Source organism: Bacillus sp. AP8, from assembly GCF_000321185.1.
Taxonomy (GTDB): domain Bacteria; phylum Bacillota; class Bacilli; order Bacillales; family DSM-1321; genus Bacillus_AD; species Bacillus_AD massilioanorexius.
Genome location: NZ_CAPG01000003.1, coordinates 69617 through 88325, shown reverse-complemented (window position 1 = coordinate 88325; position 18709 = coordinate 69617). Strand labels below are relative to the sequence as shown.

The window sequence follows — 18709 nt, the reverse complement described above, 5'->3', positions numbered from 1 at the left end:
CCATCTCAATTATTAACTTAGCCTTAGTATAGAAAAAAATGGAAGCGCTGTCAAATATTTTTTAAGATTTTCTCGTACGAACTATCAAAAATCTATAATAGAAGAATGATAATGTTCTCCAATAGAAAAATCTAGCGTTCGATGATTTGAATATCTAACATCTAGATAATTGTTGCTCCTACATATTTTTAATAATTCTGATAGTAATTCCAAAGATCAATTTTAGATGTTGTTATCGCTGTAGCACCCGCTTGTAAAGCATTTTCTGCTTCTTCAATCGTACGAATAAAGCCTCCCGCGAAAATTGGTATCTCTGTTCGTTCTTTAATCTCCTTAATAATCCAAGGCATAGCACCTGGTAATACTTCAATAAAATCAGGCTTTGTTCTTTCTATTAATTTCAAATTTTTTTCTAATGCTTGTGAATCAATTAAAAAAACGCGTTGTACTGCTAGAACACCTTTTTGTCTCGCCTTAATGATTACACTCGCTTTAGTTGAAATAATACCGGCTGGTTTAAACTCTTGACAAACGTATTCCGTAGCATGATCGTCATTTTTTAATCCTTGTATTAAATCCATATGAAAAAATAATTTCTTCCCATGCTCTTTTGCCATTAATTGAATATGTTTTAACTGAGACATATGAACATCTAAATACATCCCCATTTCATAATTGGATGCTAAAAATTTCTCAAAATCCTTCATATTACGTGAAGCAGGAAAAATTTTCTGCATGTAATAGCAGCCTCCTAATTTGCTTAATAAGATTATCACCTATAATATAGAAATAAGAACCAATCTTTGTTTTATCTATTCATTGTAAACTACTGTGCTTTTTTTGGGAATTTGAAACTTCTCTTGCATTCAAACGTAAATATTGTATAGTACTATTACAGGTGAAAATAGAAAAGCACAAACAATAAAGTTGGATATTTTCTTGTCTTACAAAATGACATTCTTTTGAAAGGAGGGATACAACAGTATGCTAGAATTTTTAGAGGTAAATGATCTTTCATCTTATATTCTCTTTGCTAGTATGTTTATCAAAATAGCTATTTTAATTGGTTTTTTCACTTACCTAAAAGTGTATTTATCGAATCGATCATCTTTTCGAATAGATCAATCACACTATCAAGAAATAGCGATTATGCATTCTCAAATACTTCCAAATGAAATCAATTCTTTTGGAAATTGGCTTGCACTTTATACACGAAGAAAAGAATCTCCTGATGAGGGCCCATCTCACCTCCTACTTGGAAAATTATTTATGAATAAATTTCAAGGAGGAACAAAATGGAGAAAAAATCAAATAAAGTTGTATCCACTGCTTTCAAAGGAATTACTATACTAATTGGAGTATTTATTGTTGGAATATTTTTTGGAGGAGACCACACATTAGCTGCAACGACTGCAGCAAGCGATTCATCTCCTGGCTTTTTTCAACACTATCTTATTGATCCATTTACATTTATTTTGAATACATTAGCAAATTGGTTTCAAGGAAGTTATGGATTATCGATTATAGCTGTAACACTTTTAATTCGCTTCTGCTTAATGCCACTCATGCTAAAATCTACAAAATCTCAGTATGTTATGCGTGATAAAATGACGGTTATGCAACCTGAAATGAAAGTCATTCAGGATAAGCTAAAAAAAGCGAAAAGCCCTGAAGAAAAAGCTAAAATTCAACAAGAAATGATGAAGTTGTATCAGAAACATGGTGTAAACCCAATGGCTTCTCTAGGAGGCTGCCTACCAGTATTAATTCAAATGCCGATTCTAATGGGTTTCTATTATGCAATACGAAATTCTCCAGAAATTTCAAGTCATTCTTTCCTTTGGTTTAATTTAGGTGAACCTGATATTATCCTTGCAGTAATAGCAGCTGCGGTTTATCTTGTTCAAGCTAAATTGTCTATGATTAATATGACTGAAGAACAGAAGAAACAAATGGCTATAATGGCTTATATTTCTCCTATCATGATGGGCGTGATCTCAATTTCTGCACCAGCGGCACTTCCTTTGTATTGGACAGTTGGTGGTAGTTTCCTAATACTACAAACATATATAAGTAAAAAACTTTATAGTGCCAAAAGTGGAAACCCACATTTAGTAGTGACCAAAGCCAACACCACTAAATAAAATAACAAACCCCTTCTGTAATCAGAAGGGGTTTTTAGTAGGAGAAAAAAATAAACGAAGGTTTTGGTCATCGACCTCCATTACCATAGTTGGTTATGAGTCACGAGTAAAAAAGTAATGAGTAAGTAGTCATTGGTTTGCTCTTTCTTATTACAAAATTTAACTATGAGTAAACTCAAAAAATACTCTCCTACCTACCTTGAATTGGAGTCTCACCAATTCAAGGCTTAGAAATATTTCTCACTGTCAAAATCTAATTCAATAGAATAGTTTTTACTGTTTATTAAGTTCGATAAACGATTAGCCTGACGGTCCAATTCGATCGCTTTTAAACGATACACTTCAGGATCAAACGTTGCCATTTTAACTATCGTAAAGTTATCTGTGTAAGAATAAGGATATTCTTCTTTAGTAGCTTCACCTAATTCTTTACACTTTCTAGCCTGCGCTCTAAGTTGTGTAGCTAGTTCAATGGCCTCTACTATAGGCATAGCTTGGCCATTAAAAACAATTTCATTTTCAATATTTGCTTTATACATTAATTTATCTAAAAGACGAAAATCTTTTCGAACTTCTTCTAACTCATTTTCAACATCATGTAATGTTCGAGATTGCTTTGGCATTTTCTCACCTTTTTCAATCTCAATGAATCCTACACGATCCATTTCAAATTCATATTCATGTATCTTTTTATTTAAAACACTTTTTAATTTTACTGCTTCAGCAAGAGACAGCTTAATCATCTTTTCATCTCCTCGTAAAATTTTCATGTATATGTATAAGCTTAAGAATGTATATTATCTCATATAAAAAGAAATTGTTCTATTCGTTTGACTGTTTTCGCATACTTATTGTGAACCAGGAGTGACTATAGCGCGTGTATCGCTAATTGTGACAACATTTTTTTATCAGAAGCAAAACAAAAAGTATATTTTACTCTTTCTTCCATGTAATATGAAGATTAGTTTGATACTATTATTTTTATACATTATAAGGAGGATTGACGATGAGAAATCTCTATACAGAATTAATATTTGGAATGATGCGCGCTGGTATTTTAGGTTTCGGTGGGGGACCTTCTGTCATTCCACTTATTAGACATGAAGCTGTGACTCGTTATAAGTGGCTCGATGACCATGAATTTGGGGAAACATTAGCGATAGCAAATACCTTACCCGGACCAATTGCTACTAAGATGGCAGCTTATTTAGGATATAAAACAAAGGGTTGGATTGGTGCCGTTATAAGTGTTATCGCTCACGTGTTACCGACATGCTTAGCGATGGTTTTTTTAGTTGCTTTTATTAATATTCTAAATGATTCTACAAGAATTCAAAGTATGATAGGAGCTGTTATTCCAGTTGTCGCTGTCATGCTTGGACAAATGGCATATGAATTTGGAGAAAAAGCTGTGAAAGGTCTAGGAAAGGTAATAGGAATTCTATTTTTCATTATAGCATTTGTCTTATTACAGTCTTTTTCACTAAATCCAGGCATTGTTATAGTCATTTTTCTATTATATGGTGCTTTTCATTTTAAAATAAAGGATCGACTTCATCACAATAAGAAGGAGAAAAACATATCATGATATTGACTATGACCATTTGGAATCTGTTTGTAGCATTTTTTATTGCAAATATCCTTGGATATGGTGGAGGTCCTGCCTCTATCCCACTTATGTATGATCAAATCGTGTCACAGTATGGTTGGTTAGACAATACAGAATTTTCTAATATGCTTGCATTAGGAAACGCCCTTCCTGGACCTATCGCTACAAAAATCGCAGCTTTTGTAGGATTTGAAGTTCATGGCTGGATTGGCTTTCTTGTTGCTCTTTTAGCCACCATCGCTCCATCAGCAATAGTACTTATATTATTAATTAAAGGTCTACAACGATTTAAGCAATCTCCTATTGTAAAAGGTATGTCTTTACTCGTTCAACCTGTTATCGCGATTATGATGCTTTTACTTACTTGGAATATGGCAAAAGATGCTGTTATATCTATAGGATACTTTCATTCACTAGTCCTTGCCTTAATTGCCTTTTTCACATTAGTAAAATATAAAATTCACCCTGCATTTGTTATTATATTGGCCTTTATTTATGGAGGCTTTATTATTCCTTATATATAAATCACATGATGATTACATACCAAAAGGTATTAAGAGGAAATTCTCTTAATACCTTTTCTCTTTATAATGGTACATGATGATTTAAATTGATGCACACTTTTGGTGACATTAAAAACAACCTATTGTTCAACTTCATCTTTTGGACTATTCTCTTCGTCCTTTGCAATCGCTGAAGCAATTTGATTCATTTCGCCTTTTATATTATGTTTTCCAGAATAATTATTAATCACATCAACAAGATTTAAACCTGTCGTTTCTTGAAGAGTTTCTTGAAGAGTTGACATAATACCAGTAACTGAACCTGTCATATTTTGAATACCATTACCATTTCCTGTATCAATAATCTTAATGCTTTCAACGCTTGCAAGTGGTGCAGCAACTTTTTCAGCATATTGTGGCAGGATATTTAAAATCATTTCTAATTTAGCAGCTTCTCCATACTTTTCGAAAGCTTTTGCTTTTTCCTCTTGAGCATTCGCTTCAGCAAGACCTATCTCTCTAATAACCATCGCTTCTGCTTTACCTCTTGCCTCGGATGCAGAAGCTTCTGCAAGTCCATCTAATTTTACTTTTTCTGCATGAGCTTTAGCTTGCGTTGTTACTTCGTATTGACGTGCTTCTGCCTCAAGTTGTGCTTTACGTTTTTGAGCTTCCGCTGATTTTTCTAAAGCATAAGCATCGGAATCGGCTTTTAAGTTAATATCAGCTTGATATTGACGTTGACGTCTTTCAGATTCTTTCTCTTGTAGCTCGATTTGTTTAACACGTTCAACAATTTCAATTTGCATTTCTTGCTCTTTTACTTGCTGAGCGATACGTGCTTTTTGTAAATCATAAGCCATATCTGCTTCAGCCTTAGCACTATCCTGTTCTTTCTTAAATTCAGACATCTTTAATTGGTTTTCTTTGCTTGCTTCAGCAACCTGAGTATCTCTTTCAAGCTCTGCCCTTTTTGCTTCCTGTTCATTTTTTGCCGTTTCAATACGACTTTCTCTTTTAGCAATTGACTCAGCAATTTCTGCTTCTTTTTGCACTTCTGCTATACGGTGTCGAGATTGATATTCTAAATATTTATCCACATCGATATAATCACGAACGTTAAATGATCGAATTTCAAAACCTAATTTATTTAAATCTGGCTCAGCTACATTTTTCACTTGTCTTGAGAAAGCTTCACGATCACTATAAGCATCTTCTACTGTCATCGATCCTAAAATAGCACGAAGATGCCCATCAAGAATGGACGTTATTTCTTCACTAACCGCATCATGACTTTTCCCCATGAAATTCTCAGATGCCGTTGCAATCATACTTAAATCACTACCAACTTTTACAACAGCATTACTTATTGCACCTAAACGAACTTTTTGCTTTGTATATACTTCATTTGCCTTTACCGTCAATGTATATGTAGTTAAAGTCATACGTTGTGACTGCTGAACAAATGGTAAAACCAATGTTCCACCACCGCTAACTACTTTTATTTTTCTGCCCTCTCCTAAATTACATACATTTTCACCTGATCCGAGCATACTTCCTGTCACAATTAATGCTTCTTCAGAACCGACCGTAACATATCGACTAATAATAAATGAAATCAAACCTAATAATAATACTGCTAAACCAATTAATAACCACAACGTCATCGACATTTATTTTCCCCCTGACACATCATAATCTAAATAATTAAAATCTTTATCATACTTTACGACATAGAAAATATTGTCCTTCACTTCAATAATTAAAGCGGAATCACCTTGAGAAATTTCTTTGTTGTTATAGCTTTTCGCTGTTCTTGAAACCATACCTAGTGCTGTCTTGACTGTAACTTCACCGATAGAATCGGCAGGAATACGAAGTGTTACTTCTCCAACTTCCCCTTTCATATTCTCAATTTTAAAAGCGGTTGAACTTTCCATTTTAGATAATGGTATGAAGACAAAAATATTTAATAATAGCGTTAACCCAAATGATAATAAAATAGCCAAAGCGATAACATAAACTGTTGTAAGTGTTGTGTAGGTTAATAGTAAATAACCTATTGCAGAAGCAACACCTGTAAAACATAGCATGGTAGTTAAATTAAACACATCACTATCTAAACCTAGAGATGAATCAAATAAGCCACCCAAAAACAAATTTAAAAACAGAATGGCAAGTGTAGCAATAAAGATATATAAAAATATCGAACTAAGAGCCATTTTTACCTCCCCTCTCATAATTATATTTCTTTATAATTAATATACGAACCTATCCAGAAAAAGTTTCATAATCATCAAAAATAATCCTAATAAACCATAATTATACAATAAAGAGTTGAGAAATAGATAAGCGTCTATCATTTTGTATTTTTATGATAATATAGTAATATCCTATATTTCGATAGAACTATAAAGGAGGTATTACCCATGGAGGAAAGCAAAGAGAAACGTTTAAAGATTGTCTGGCTTCCCATATTTTTAATATTATCGATATTAATTGGTGTCATTATAAATAAACTTGTTCTCACAATGGTTATTGGTATCATCATTGGAATAATACTAGATTTTACATTAACGAATAAAAAATCAGACTTATCAAAACAAAAGTAGCTTAAAAGAACTCAATAAAATAGAAAAAAGCACGTAAAATGACAATATTTACGGGCTTTTTTATGAGGTATTTAATTGATAGATACAATTTCTGTAGGTGTAAAAGCAGGATGCTCGCTTTCCACGGGGCGGATGGTGAGCCTTCTTGGCATATAGTACCTGTGGTGTCTCACCTATTATAACAATGATCTTTTAGAAAAAAAATCATTCTAATAAAGTGTGCGTTAATGATCATTGTTAATAACTAAAAGCAAATATTTATCCATACACAACTTAAAAATAAGAAAAAAAGCCTGTCTCAAAAGTTATAAAAAACGACTTTTGAAACAACCTTTCTTTCTTTTTTCACGAATAGAAAACTATTTTGATTACACGATGTTAAATAACACTTCTCCCATGAGTAGGACCAATATCATTATCAGTAAATTTCTAGCCACTTTCAAAGGAATATGCGGTAAAGCAATTAGACCTATTTGTGAGCCAATTGCAGAACCTATTGCCATCGCTATCGCATAATGCCATTGAATGAATCCAGTTTGATAAAAAACCAAAAATGCTCCAAAACAACTACCAAGAATTAAGACTCTAGTTAATTGAACAGCTTTTAAATAAGATTGAGTCTTGCCCAAAAAGTGTAGAATCCCAAAAGTAGAAGAACCTGGACCAAATCCACCATCGTACAAAGCAACAAAATAAGGTATAACAAAACTTGTTTTATGATCTAAATCAATATTTTCTTCTTTTTTAGAAATCCATTTTTTATTTTTAATCATTATGACAAATGCCATAAAGAGCAAAATGAGTGCAATTACATTCATATTCTTATCGGATATTCTCGTGGTAATCAGCGCGCCTGAAACACCACCCAAAAAGGCTATCGTAACATATAGTATCATGACTTTTAATTTTATTTGTCTATTTCTTAATAAATACGTAACACTTGTCAGAGCAGCAATCCCAGAAGAAAACTTATTAGTTGCAATACCGTTATGAATAGGAATTCCAAATAGCATCATGGCTGGTAAGGTAATTAATCCTCCCCCTCCTGCTAAAGTACCAATAAATGACGAAAAAATCCCTAAGAATACTAAAAGAAAAAACATTTCATTCACATATATTCTCCACCTTTTTGTATGAAAACAGCATTTTTGATTATTCCCTAATATGATTGAGTAGTTTAGTAGAGAATTATTACACTACTATCATACAGAATAATGGAAATATTTTCTCATTATATACTTTAAAAAATGTAAACTACCTACAGTTTATATTTACGCTTTTTCTGTAACCCATTGCTTCCATAGGAGTCTCACTTTTTCACTCTTTCAAATTTTTAATAAAAAACTGAAATTTATTAAAAAGGAAAGATAACTAAATATCCATGCTATACTATGTATACCATTTTATCTTTACTGTAACTTGTTCTCTTTTCCCTATTCCAACTGGAATAGGGATTTGTTTATTTTTTTGTCTGTGTTTCTTTTTGAAGATAATTGCTCTAATCCGTTTGTTTTCCTCCCATTTATGTTTTGTTAATATGTAATAACAACGGCTAAAGAGCGCTTTTTCCTATCAAGATAGGTCCATACAAAAAAAACAGACTCTCATAAAAGAGTCTGCTCATAATGTATGGTTACAACCATTAAGCTTTAACTACGTTAGAAGCTTGTGGTCCGCGTTGACCTTGTTCAACTTCGAAAGTTACACTTTGACCTTCTTCTAAAGTTTTGAAACCGTCGCCTTGAATAGCTGAGAAATGTACGAATACGTCTTCTCCGCCTTCACGCTCGATGAATCCAAAACCTTTGTCTGCGTTAAACCATTTTACTTTACCTTGTTCCATGTTTGTTTCCTCCTAGTGTGTTCTCCACACAATGTGTTACTATTCTTGCTCAAAACTTCATAAATGAAAAAGTAGTACTTTTTATCAATCGTGACGAACAAAAATAATCCACTGTTAGCATAGCATACATTAGTATACTTGGCAAATCGTTGGAAGTTTATTGATATTCTTCTATCTTTTGGTATGTTTTACATTCGGTAGTTTTTTATCAGGATGGCCTTTTCCGAAGTGCTGATGATTTTTTTTAGCTTTCTCTTTATTCTCACGCAGTTTTTCTACAAACTCATGCGTGTCACTCATCAAACATCCCCTCCTTTTACAAAATTTACTATTACTATAACCAGTAAACAAAGGATTCATGCATGAAATTTTTTTCTATTTATTCCTTATACCCTTTGAATTTCATTAAAAGTTTGATTAACTTTCTTATTTGTAACATAACTATGTAAAATCATTCCTATAACTACAATAAAAATTCCATTCCAAGATAATAAAGAAGGTACTGCAATTGATAAAAATAAAAGTTCTCCAGCTAAAGTAAATATGACTTCCATAGATTGCGTTGCTTCCACTGCAGCTAGCTTCGACATATCTCCTCTAACTAAATCTGTTGCTTTAAAAAAGAGAACTGTGGCAATTACCCCTGAAAAGATCGCAACGAGTAAAGCTTGAAAGCTTTGTTCCTTTGAAGGGAGGCCAGCCGTAAAGACACCATAAATCGAAAGCACAATCCAAAATGGCAAGCTGGCCAGAGTCATTCCTAAAACGCGCTGGTAAACATCCAAACGTCCTTTTGTTACATCCATCATTTTTCGATTACCAAGTGGATAAGCAAAGGAGGCGATTAATACTGGTAATATCCCTAACAATAGATTCCATAATGAAATTTCCTTCATATGTTCGATTTGCATAATAATAATCCCTAGTAATATGATCAAGGACATGAACAAACCTCTATATGGAATTTTCCCTCTCACTTCTATAGAACCATTTTTTGTAGTAATCGTCTCATAAAATAGAGGTGCTAGTAGTGTGCCAGAGATAATTGTAATTTGCCAAGTGCCTGCAATTAACCAGCCAGGAGCATATGCGGATGAAAAGCATAGAGGTGCATAGAATAGTCCAAACCCCACCACACTCCAAAGTAACCAAGAAGCTGGTTGTTCCTTCATTGCTTTAAATAAGCCATTTAAGTTCTTTCTTGCTGCCACAATGCATAGCAAAAAAGGAACCATAAAAAAATATCTTAGTGAAGCACTCCAAATCCAACTACCACCTGAAAGCTCCATAGATTGATTTAATACAAAAGTAACTGCAAAGAAGACTGCTGAGCAAATTCCTAATATGATTGGTTTCAAAAGTTACACCTCACTCTGTTAAAGTTAACAATTCACCTAAGCTAAGCCAGTTTTCTTCAACAAGGTGAGTAATTGTTTCAATGTTTTTATTTTTACATGCGGAAATAATTTGTTTATGCTGCTCAATAGATTTTTGAGCTTTCTCTGTTGTAAATTGTGAAATTTCTAAACGTAAAATTTTTGATACACTTCTTTCTAACGCGTATACAATTTCAGGGTTTCCTGCTACGTCTAAAAACACGTGATGAAAAGCATTATCTGCCTCTATAGCTTCCATGACATCATTATTGGCAATAGCTAGCTGAAAATCCCTATTACTCTCCTCTAATTTCGTTATATCCTCCTCACTTAAGCTATCCGCTGCAAGTCGAGCCGCCAATGAGTGTAGAGCTGCTACAACGGTAAATGCATGTTTAGCACTTTCAATACATAGTGGAGCAACACGTGTTACAGAACCTGGTATCGATTCAACTAATCCTTCATCCTCCAATCTCTTTAAAGCTTCTCTAACAGGTGTACGGCTAATCCCAAACCTCTCTGCTAATTCTTTATCATGTAAGCGTTCCTCTGGTTGCATCTCCATCGTTACAATTGATTTTTTTAATACTTGATATACTTCATCTCTTAATGACAAACGTTTTATAGGTTTAATAGTATTATTTTCCATAAAACCAATATATCGCATATTAAGTTTATACACAACAAATTTTCTAACTTTTCAATCTATTGATATCATCTAATTTGTTAAGCATGCTCTTTTCGCATACTTTGTTGCTAAGGAACAAGTATTGTCTTTTAGTCTAAGGTGCTCGCCTTCCGAGAGGCAGCGGTGAGCTTCAACCATATCCCTAATAATATCTGTGGGTCTTCACCTGTCCTGCAACTCTCACAGGAATCTCGTACCAGGCACTTTTTTAAACCCACAATCTTATAGAAAATAGTCCTTAAGAAAAAAGAGAATCATTTCTATAGCCGTTTCTGTTACGACTATTAAATGATCCTCTTTCGTGCTTATTTAAACTATGTCCAATTTATACTTTCTACAACTTTTATATCTTGTTCGACTGTTACAGAGTTAGACGCATATCGGTTATTTTCTATATTTTTAAATGCCGTGGCAAGCATTAACTTTAAACGATTTACTTGATTAATGGCAGTCTCACTCGCATCATAATCTATCGCTGTAATATTTGCATGTGGATACATCTCTTTTAATCCTTTCATCATACCACGCCCTGTCACATGATTAGGTAGACAGGCAAATGGTTGAACACACGCAATATTATCTACACCGTCTTCAATTAATTCCATCATCTCTGCTGTTAAAAACCATCCTTCTCCTGCTTGATTTGCTATTGATAAAAGCTTTCCAGCCTTATCAGCTAATTGATATATAGTCAGTGGTTCAGAAAATCTTTCACTTTTTCGTAATGCATCTTTTAAAGGCTTTCGGAAATATTCTAAGTAGCGAATAATACTATGCCTTACAGGAACAGAAAGCTTACTTTTTCCTAAATGTTTTCCTTTATAAATGCCGTCGTATGAACAATAAAGAAAGAAATCAAGAATATCAGGTAGTACAGCTTCTCCACCTTCTTGTTCAATCAACTCCACAATTTGATTATTCGCATTGGGATGAAATTTAACTAATATTTCTCCAACTACCCCAACTTTTGGTTTTCTTTTCGGAATTACTGGAAGTAAATCAAATTGTTCAACCATTTTCTCTAGATTCTTTTTATATTCTCTAAAGTTAAAATGAGCTACTGAATCTTTACAAATACTCAGCCAATAATTGAAAAAGATATTTGTACTTCCAGGAACTTTTTCATATGGGCGTATGCGATTTGTAATTCTCATTAAGGCATCTCCATAACAAGTGGCAGCAATCAACTTCTTAATCATTGAATAACTTAACTCAAATCCAGGATGCTTTTCAATTCCAAGTGCATTAAGAGAAATAACAGGTACCTGTTCCATACCAGAATCCTTCAATGCTTTTCTTAAAAGGGTAATATAATTTGTTGCTCTACATGCTCCACCTGTTTGAGACATGATGACGGCTGTTCGATTCACATCATATTTTCCACTTTTCAAAGCATGTACTAGCTGACCTGTGGTTAATATTGCTGGATAACATGCATCATTATTTACATATCTTAAACCTGTATCAACAGCTTCTTCTGTTACAGTCGGTAATAAATCAGCACGATATCCTTCACTTTTTAAGACAGATTCATACAATTCAAAATGAATAGGTGACATTTGTGGTATTAGAATTGTATATTCTTGTTTCATTTCTTGAGAAAATGAAACTATTTTCTTACTTTTACTTGGAATAATTGTCTTTCTATTTTGAGCAGTGCGTTCTTTCATGGCAGCTTGCAAAGACCGTATACGAATTCGAGCCGATCCTAAATTTTGGATTTCATCTATTTTAATAAGCGTGTACATTTTTTGATGTTTTTCTAAAATTTCTTGAACCAGATCAGATGTAATTGCATCCAATCCACATCCAAAAGAGGTTAATTGAACGAGCTCTAATTCATCTTGTAATGCTACTACTCGTGCTGCACGATATAGCCGAGAATGATATGTCCATTGATTGACAACATGCAAATCTTTCTCAGCTGATGCTAAATGAGCAATAGAATCCTCTGTGAGCACTGCCATATCATAATTCGTTATTAATTCCGGTATCCCATGGTTAATCTCAGGATCAATATGGTACGGTCTACCAGCAAGTACAATACCTTTTTTGCCTGTTTCTTTTAAGTATTGCAGAGTTTCCTCACCTTTTTTTTGAATGTCTTTCTTCACGTTCTTAGATTCTTGTAAAGCTCGTTCAACCGCAAGATAAATTTCCTTTTTAGAAATGGTATTAAATTGCTTAGCCAATTCCTTTTTCAATGCCTTTTCATTATCTAAAGTTAAAAATGGCTGAATAAATGAAATTCCTTTTTCTTTTAATCGATCCAAGTTTACTCGGATGACTTCCGGATAAGAAGTCACTACTGGACAATTAAAATGATTATTCGCTTCTTCCGCTTCTTTCTTTTCGAAAACAACTGATGGATAAAAAATAAAGTCCACTTCCATATCAATCAAACGCTCAATATGTCCATGAGTTAGTTTGGCTGGATAACAAACAGATTCTGATGGTATAGAATCCATTCCTTGTTCATACAATTTTTTACTAGAACGAGGTGATAACACTACCTCGAATCCTAATTCTGTAAAAAACGTATGCCAAAAAGGATAGTTTTCATACATATTTAGTACACGCGGTATACCAACTTTTCCTCTTGTAGCCTGTTCATTTTCAAGTGAATCATAGCCAAATATTCTTTCATATTTATAAGAATATAAATTAGGTATTTCTTTATTTTTCTTTTGTTTTCTCCCTCCACGTTCACAGCGATTTCCAGTTATGAAAAAGCGTTTATCTTTAAAACGATTAATCGTTAATGAGCAATTATTTCCACACAACCCACAACGACTGTGAGATATTTCACAAGAAAATGTATGAATTTCATCTTGAGAGATAATAGTACTTGGTATTTCATCTTTTTGTTCTTGCGCAATTAATGCGCAGCCGTAGGCGCCCATAATACCCGCAATATTTGGACGAATGACTTCTTTTCCAATTAACAATTCAAAGGCACGAAGAACAGCTTCATTATAGAACGTACCACCTTGAACAATGATATCTTCACCAAGCTCTTCCACATTACGAAGCTTCATTACTTTTTGAATAGCATTTTTAATAACGGAGTAAGAAAGTCCAGCAGAAAGATTAGGAAGAGTAACACCTTCTTTCTGTACCTGTTTAACCTTAGAATTCATAAATACTGTACATCTTGAACCTAAATCGACGGGCTGATCAGCAAGGAGTGCTTGCTTTGCAAATTCATCAATTGACAAATGAAGCGATTTAGCAAAGCTCTCTAGAAAAGATCCACATCCTGCAGAACAAGCTTCATTCAATAATAATTGATCGATCGCTCCATTTCTAATCTTGATACATTTCATATCTTGGCCGCCAATATCAAGAATGAAATCAACATTAGGTGCAAAAGTTGATGCTGCTTTATAGTGAGCAACGGTTTCAATCTCTCCAATATCAATATTTAGTGCTGCCTTCACTAAACCTTCACCATAGCCAGTAACAGCAGATTTAGCGATGAATACTTCTTCTGGTAAAACTTTATATAATTGCTCTAATCCTTCTAGAACTGATTGTAATGGATTGCCCTTATTACTTTCATAAAATGTATATAATAACTCCTGATTTTCTCCCATTAAAACAATTTTTGTAGTCGTTGATCCTGCATCAATCCCTAAGTAACTAGCTCCTTTGTATAAATTCAAGTCCTCTGTTTTTACAGTTGCTTGATCGTGGCGAGCGCGAAATTCCTTCAATTCTTGCTCATCACGAAATAAACATGGTAATTTCGTAATTTCCGTATTAGATATCGTTAGCGAGAATCCTTCAAATCGTTTACATAATTCAGCTAGGTTTAGCACTTCATTTTTCTTACTACACATTGCCGTTCCTATCGCGACATAATATTGGCTATTTGATGGAAAAATCACTTCGTTATTCGATAACTTTAATGTTTCAATAAAACGCAGGCGCAACTCTGATAAATAGGTTAAAGGTCCTCCTAAAAAAGCTACTTTTCCTTTAATAGGGCGACCACATGCTAGCCCACTAACCGTTTGAGTGACAACGCTTTGAAAAACAGAGGCTGCAATATCCTCTTTTCTAGCTCCTTCGTTCAAAAGTGGCTGTACATCCGTTTTCGCAAAAACACCACAGCGAGATGCAATTGGATAGATTTTTTGATAGGACATAGCAAGCTCATTTAATCCTTTAGCATCCGTCTGAATAAGGGCTGCAATTTGATCAATAAAAGCGCCAGTACCTCCAGCACATGCTGCATTCATTCGTTGTTCAATTCCATTTGAGAAATAGATGATTTTAGCATCTTCTCCACCAAGCTCAATAACCACATCTGTTTGTGGTATATTTTTTTCAACTGCCTCTGTACAAGCAATGACTTCTTGGATAAATGGAATGCGAACTTGTTTAGCCATTGAAATACCCGCTGAACCTGAAATACTCATTGTCACTTCAGCATTAGGATATAACGATACTAATTCCTTTAACATTTGATTCGTTGTATTTTTTACATCAGAAAAATGTCTTAAATACTGTTGATAAACAATATCTCCATCTTCATTCAATACAATAATCTTTGAAGTAGTAGACCCAACATCCAATCCTATATGTAATAACATGTAATGTCCCTCTCTCGAATTCACTATCCCTGATATTTTGAATCAAATTATTCATTCAGAGAAAAAAGCAAGTTACTTAAAAGCATACTTTACAAGAATAACATCTAGTCTTTCTCTTTAATTAAGGCTGTTTTCACATACTTTGTTAACTATGAACAAGTATTTGAATATAGGCTAAATTGAGTTCCGCTCCAGGATGCTCGCTTTCCGCAGAGCAGGCGGTGAGTATCTTACGCTCCATTCGACTTTTTATACTATATTTATTCAACGAAACTTATTTAAAAACAACAATCTTTTAGAAAACAGCCTTAATTAATGAAATAATCAATGGGATTTATTAGTTATTATTATAATTTTATATTATTTCAAAAAAATAAATATAAAAATTTTTTTACAAATAAACAAACTATTTCAATTCATACATAACTCAAAAAGAGTTAAACGTTATCAGCAATTTTCTCGTTCATTGAGCCTATAAAAGACTGTACGGCTTTTTCAAATAAATCGATTGATTAACAAAATTTGCTAGTTGGTTTAAATCCAAGTTCAGCAATTAGTATTTAAATTAAAAACACTTTTACATACACATTAGAACCCTTTCATGTAGAAAGGGTCTTATTAGCTGTTCTATATTTATTATACGTTTGGTCGTAATCCGTTCATCATAAAGTGAATGATCCTCTCTATCTCTAATTCTTCATCTACAATATAATTTTCAGGAAATAGTATAAAACGAGAAGAAAAGTAACCTCCTAAAAACGTTAGCATAAGTCTAATAATTGTTTCCACTGGTAAATCAACAAGTTGACCCCGCTCTTTAAAATGTTCAATTGCTTTCACAATATGATTAAAAACTTCACTTTTATAACCTAATTGAAATAATTCTTTTCGAAAGTCTTCACGATACAAGATTTCCTTTACAACAATTTTGAAAACCTCCTTATTCTCTTTTATAAAATGAAATCGATTATTTACTAACCCTTTCAAAAAACCTTCAAAACTAGTGTATTTTTCAAGAGGAATTTCACGAACAAATTCTTCCGCTAACGACGGAAATAAATCTTTTAAAAATGGTAATATAACCGAAAGTAATAGATTATCCTTCGTTCCATAATGTCTAAAAATAGTTGCTTCAGCCACACCAGAAGCTTTTGCTATTTCACTCGTTGAAGTATTTGCATACCCTTTTTCAGCAAACATTTTAATTGCATTTTCAACAATTCTTTGCTGCTTATCTGTTGTTTTTTTACTTAATTTTGTTTGAGATATAATACGATCTAAAATATTTTCAGATGACATAAAAGCACCACCTTATTGATCCTAATAAATTAGTTTATAATTTACGATATTTTTTCATGGCAAAGACATTGAGTACAATAAAGAGGATCGCAAAAATGAGTAGTACAAGTAAATCTACTGCAATATCACTAAAATTCCATCCTTTATACATTACCCCTTCAATTGCGTCCGCTGCATAATATAATGGCATAATTCGTCCGACCGCAACTAACCAATCTGCTACGCCATCTAATGAAAAAATTCCTGAGAAAAAAATTTGTGGAACAATCACTAACGGAATAAATTGCATCATTTGAAACTCTGAAGAAGCGAATGTCGATAACAGAATTCCAAGAGATAATGCAACAAATGCTACGATTAAATTAAGAAGTAATACGAGCCAAATAGAGCCCACTAACGTAATATCTAAAATATTTACTGCGAACAAAACAACGATAATAGTTTGAATCACAGCAAACATTCCATATCCAACTAAATATCCAGTAATGATTTCAGATCTACGTATAGGAGTCGACATTAACCTTTCCAAAGTTCCTATTGTACGTTCTCTTAATAAACCAATTCCAGAAATTAAAAATACAAATAAGAATACAAAAAAGGTAATTAACATTGGACTTAATATATCGAAAAATGCCGTATTTTTGTCCCCATATATATAGTCAACATGCAAATTTTCATCCTCTTGCTGAATTATAGACTGTTGCTTCATCTGAGAATACGCTGTAAACACTTGGTTCACTTTCATTTGTAAGGCTTTCGCTGTTGTCGGATCATCATTTTGCAGAGTTAATTTTATTTCTCCATTTTCAACTTGTAATAGGCCATCTAAATCTTTCTCAACAACGATAGTCTTTTTGGGATTATCATACTCTTTAACGTCAATATTTGCTTTTTCTAGTAATTGAACAATGTTCGTATCAAGATTACTTACTCCTAACTTCGGTTCAACTGTATCTCCATTAAATAAAAAATACATCAATGTTAAAACAAGCAGTGGCGCTAAAAATAATAACGCTAACGTTCTTTTGTCACGAAGCAGCTGTAAAGCAATACGTTTGATTAAGGCTGCTACTCTCATGCTTGCACACCTCCAGCCTGTAGGAATACATCTTCTAGATTATAAACAGAGTATTGTTCTTTTAATTCTTCTGGTGAGCCTTCAGTTATAATTCTTCCATGTCTAATCATTGCTAAACGATCACATTTTTCCGCTTCATCCATTACATGTGTTGTAATAATAATGGCTTTGCCTTCTTCCTTTTTTAAACGGATTAACTCTGTCCATATAGATTTTCTTAATTCTGGATCGATTCCAACCGTAGGTTCATCCAGTATAAGAAGTTTAGGATTTTGAATAAGTGCAATAGCTAAGGATAAACGACGTTTCATTCCCCCCGAATAGTTAGATACTTTTTTCTTTAGCTCATTGGTGAGATTAACAATACCAGCAGCATATTGAATCCGTTCTTTTTGCTCTTTTTTAGTTAATTTAAATAACGAAGCAAAAAATCGTAAATTTTCTTCACCTGACAATTCAGTATATAATGCATCGGACTGAGCCATATAACCGATATTTTGCAATACTTCTAAATTAGGCATCTGTTTATCTAAAACGGTGATGGAACCTAAATCCCCTACATCCATACCCACTAAAAGCTTAACTAAGGTGGTTTTCCCTGAACCAGAAGGACCTATTAATCCAAAAATTTGACCACTCTCAATCGTCATATTAATATCTTCTAACACTTGTCTCTTCCCGAAACTTTTACTAACATGATTCACTATAATTGATGAGCTCATCTTTTAACACCTCCGAATAAAGTAAGTAATCACTCACTTTTTATTATAAATTGGCTTAGATGTTAGTCAACCCAAAAACAGAATATTACAAAACGAATTCAATACTTCATCACATTTTCTAGAAAAAATCATTCGTATTCGAGAATTAAGTTGCTTTCAGGAGGAATAATTGGCAAACTGATAAATAAGAAAGCAACATCGGCTATCATAAAAACGATAAAGTATAATCCTCCAAAG

General features: G+C 33.3%; 18 protein-coding genes. 5 read left to right on the top strand and 13 right to left on the bottom strand.

Features of this window, described 5'->3' with window-relative positions:
* Positions 1-188 precede the first annotated feature (188 nt).
* Positions 189-737 (bottom strand): glycerol-3-phosphate responsive antiterminator, encoded by a 549-nt coding sequence (locus BN349_RS00585; RefSeq protein ID WP_019240319.1) that lies wholly within the window; start codon positions 735-737, stop codon positions 189-191.
* A gap of 247 nt (positions 738-984) precedes the next feature.
* Here BN349_RS00585 and BN349_RS00580 point away from each other — a divergent pair, with 247 nt between their 5' ends.
* Together BN349_RS00580 and yidC are read left to right on the top strand one after the other, a co-directional pair.
* The gene (locus BN349_RS00580) at positions 985-1353 is read left to right on the top strand and encodes a hypothetical protein (RefSeq protein ID WP_019240318.1); all 369 of its coding nucleotides are present in this window, start codon (positions 985-987) and stop codon (positions 1351-1353) included.
* Positions 1296-2144, top strand: a complete 849-nt coding sequence (gene yidC / locus BN349_RS00575; protein WP_019240317.1) for a membrane protein insertase YidC — start codon at positions 1296-1298, stop codon at positions 2142-2144. The genes BN349_RS00580 and yidC overlap by 58 nt, the downstream gene beginning before the upstream one ends.
* A 227-nt stretch (positions 2145-2371) precedes the next feature.
* Here yidC and BN349_RS00570 read toward each other — a convergent pair whose 3' ends face one another.
* Complete coding sequence (locus BN349_RS00570; RefSeq protein ID WP_019240316.1) at positions 2372-2887, bottom strand: hypothetical protein; 516 nt, start codon at positions 2885-2887, stop codon at positions 2372-2374.
* A 263-nt stretch (positions 2888-3150) separates the two neighbouring features.
* On the opposite strand from BN349_RS00570, the gene BN349_RS00565 reads away from it, so the two are divergent.
* Both BN349_RS00565 and BN349_RS00560 read left to right on the top strand, forming a co-directional pair.
* Positions 3151-3732, top strand: a complete 582-nt coding sequence (locus BN349_RS00565; protein ID WP_019240315.1) for a chromate transporter — start codon at positions 3151-3153, stop codon at positions 3730-3732.
* Positions 3729-4277, top strand: a complete 549-nt coding sequence (locus tag BN349_RS00560; RefSeq protein ID WP_019240314.1) for a chromate transporter — start codon at positions 3729-3731, stop codon at positions 4275-4277. Before BN349_RS00565 ends, BN349_RS00560 begins: the two co-directional genes overlap by 4 nt.
* A 119-nt stretch (positions 4278-4396) precedes the next feature.
* Here BN349_RS00560 and BN349_RS00555 read toward each other — a convergent pair whose 3' ends face one another.
* Together BN349_RS00555 and BN349_RS24640 are read right to left on the bottom strand one after the other, a co-directional pair.
* Positions 4397-5929: a flotillin family protein gene (locus tag BN349_RS00555; protein ID WP_019240313.1), complete on the bottom strand. Its 1533-nt coding sequence runs from the start codon at positions 5927-5929 to the stop codon at positions 4397-4399.
* Positions 5930-6478 (bottom strand): hypothetical protein, encoded by a 549-nt coding sequence (locus BN349_RS24640; RefSeq protein ID WP_019240312.1) that lies wholly within the window; start codon positions 6476-6478, stop codon positions 5930-5932. It abuts the gene before it with no gap.
* A 207-nt stretch (positions 6479-6685) separates the two neighbouring features.
* Here BN349_RS24640 and BN349_RS00545 point away from each other — a divergent pair, with 207 nt between their 5' ends.
* Positions 6686-6868: a hypothetical protein gene (locus BN349_RS00545; protein WP_019240311.1), complete on the top strand. Its 183-nt coding sequence runs from the start codon at positions 6686-6688 to the stop codon at positions 6866-6868.
* A gap of 368 nt (positions 6869-7236) precedes the next feature.
* On the opposite strand, the gene BN349_RS00540 is transcribed toward BN349_RS00545, so the two are convergent.
* From BN349_RS00540 to BN349_RS00500, 9 genes are all read right to left on the bottom strand, one after another.
* Positions 7237-7980 carry a TSUP family transporter gene (locus BN349_RS00540; RefSeq protein ID WP_019240310.1) on the bottom strand — a complete coding sequence of 248 codons (744 nt, stop codon included), beginning with the start codon at positions 7978-7980 and terminating at the stop codon, positions 7237-7239.
* A gap of 530 nt (positions 7981-8510) precedes the next feature.
* On the bottom strand, positions 8511-8711 hold the full coding sequence (locus BN349_RS00535; RefSeq protein ID WP_019240309.1) for a cold-shock protein: 201 nt from the start codon (positions 8709-8711) through the stop codon (positions 8511-8513).
* 171 nt (positions 8712-8882) lie between these two features.
* Positions 8883-9011 carry a DUF4023 domain-containing protein gene (locus BN349_RS25160; RefSeq protein WP_019240308.1) on the bottom strand — a complete coding sequence of 43 codons (129 nt, stop codon included), beginning with the start codon at positions 9009-9011 and terminating at the stop codon, positions 8883-8885.
* Between the two features lie 86 nt (positions 9012-9097).
* Entirely contained in the window at positions 9098-10069 is a 972-nt protein-coding gene (locus BN349_RS00525) for a DMT family transporter (protein WP_019240307.1), read from the bottom strand.
* Positions 10070-10079: 10 nt separating this feature from the next.
* Positions 10080-10736 (bottom strand): GntR family transcriptional regulator, encoded by a 657-nt coding sequence (locus BN349_RS00520; protein WP_026089101.1) that lies wholly within the window; start codon positions 10734-10736, stop codon positions 10080-10082.
* Between the two features lie 353 nt (positions 10737-11089).
* Positions 11090-15373, bottom strand: a complete 4284-nt coding sequence (locus BN349_RS00515; RefSeq protein WP_019240305.1) for a 2-hydroxyacyl-CoA dehydratase — start codon at positions 15371-15373, stop codon at positions 11090-11092.
* A 636-nt stretch (positions 15374-16009) separates the two neighbouring features.
* Positions 16010-16672 carry a TetR/AcrR family transcriptional regulator gene (locus BN349_RS00510; RefSeq protein ID WP_019240304.1) on the bottom strand — a complete coding sequence of 221 codons (663 nt, stop codon included), beginning with the start codon at positions 16670-16672 and terminating at the stop codon, positions 16010-16012.
* Positions 16673-16706: 34 nt separating this feature from the next.
* Positions 16707-17750 carry an ABC transporter permease gene (locus BN349_RS00505; RefSeq protein ID WP_019240303.1) on the bottom strand — a complete coding sequence of 348 codons (1044 nt, stop codon included), beginning with the start codon at positions 17748-17750 and terminating at the stop codon, positions 16707-16709.
* Entirely contained in the window at positions 17747-18472 is a 726-nt protein-coding gene (locus tag BN349_RS00500) for an ABC transporter ATP-binding protein (RefSeq protein WP_019240302.1), read from the bottom strand. The genes BN349_RS00505 and BN349_RS00500 overlap by 4 nt, the downstream gene beginning before the upstream one ends.
* Positions 18473-18709 lie beyond the last annotated feature (237 nt).

What these genes read in the sequence shown, in the direction of transcription:
- BN349_RS25160 (WP_019240308.1), bottom strand. Translation starts at nt 9,011, where the DNA reads ATGAGTGACACGCATGAGTTTGTAGAAAAACTGCGTGAGAATAAAGAG.
- BN349_RS00565 (WP_019240315.1), top strand. Translation starts at nt 3,151, where the DNA reads ATGAGAAATCTCTATACAGAATTAATATTTGGAATGATGCGCGCTGGT.
- BN349_RS00520 (WP_026089101.1), bottom strand. Translation starts at nt 10,736, where the DNA reads ATGGAAAATAATACTATTAAACCTATAAAACGTTTGTCATTAAGAGAT.
- BN349_RS00510 (WP_019240304.1), bottom strand. Translation starts at nt 16,672, where the DNA reads ATGTCATCTGAAAATATTTTAGATCGTATTATATCTCAAACAAAATTA.
- BN349_RS00505 (WP_019240303.1), bottom strand. Translation starts at nt 17,750, where the DNA reads ATGAGAGTAGCAGCCTTAATCAAACGTATTGCTTTACAGCTGCTTCGT.
- BN349_RS00570 (WP_019240316.1), bottom strand. Translation starts at nt 2,887, where the DNA reads ATGATTAAGCTGTCTCTTGCTGAAGCAGTAAAATTAAAAAGTGTTTTA.
- BN349_RS00555 (WP_019240313.1), bottom strand. Translation starts at nt 5,929, where the DNA reads ATGTCGATGACGTTGTGGTTATTAATTGGTTTAGCAGTATTATTATTA.
- BN349_RS00500 (WP_019240302.1), bottom strand. Translation starts at nt 18,472, where the DNA reads ATGAGCTCATCAATTATAGTGAATCATGTTAGTAAAAGTTTCGGGAAG.
- BN349_RS00585 (WP_019240319.1), bottom strand. Translation starts at nt 737, where the DNA reads ATGCAGAAAATTTTTCCTGCTTCACGTAATATGAAGGATTTTGAGAAA.
- BN349_RS24640 (WP_019240312.1), bottom strand. Translation starts at nt 6,478, where the DNA reads ATGGCTCTTAGTTCGATATTTTTATATATCTTTATTGCTACACTTGCC.
- BN349_RS00560 (WP_019240314.1), top strand. Translation starts at nt 3,729, where the DNA reads ATGATATTGACTATGACCATTTGGAATCTGTTTGTAGCATTTTTTATT.
- BN349_RS00580 (WP_019240318.1), top strand. Translation starts at nt 985, where the DNA reads ATGCTAGAATTTTTAGAGGTAAATGATCTTTCATCTTATATTCTCTTT.
- BN349_RS00545 (WP_019240311.1), top strand. Translation starts at nt 6,686, where the DNA reads ATGGAGGAAAGCAAAGAGAAACGTTTAAAGATTGTCTGGCTTCCCATA.
- BN349_RS00515 (WP_019240305.1), bottom strand. Translation starts at nt 15,373, where the DNA reads ATGTTATTACATATAGGATTGGATGTTGGGTCTACTACTTCAAAGATT.
- BN349_RS00535 (WP_019240309.1), bottom strand. Translation starts at nt 8,711, where the DNA reads ATGGAACAAGGTAAAGTAAAATGGTTTAACGCAGACAAAGGTTTTGGA.
- yidC (WP_019240317.1), top strand. Translation starts at nt 1,296, where the DNA reads ATGGAGAAAAAATCAAATAAAGTTGTATCCACTGCTTTCAAAGGAATT.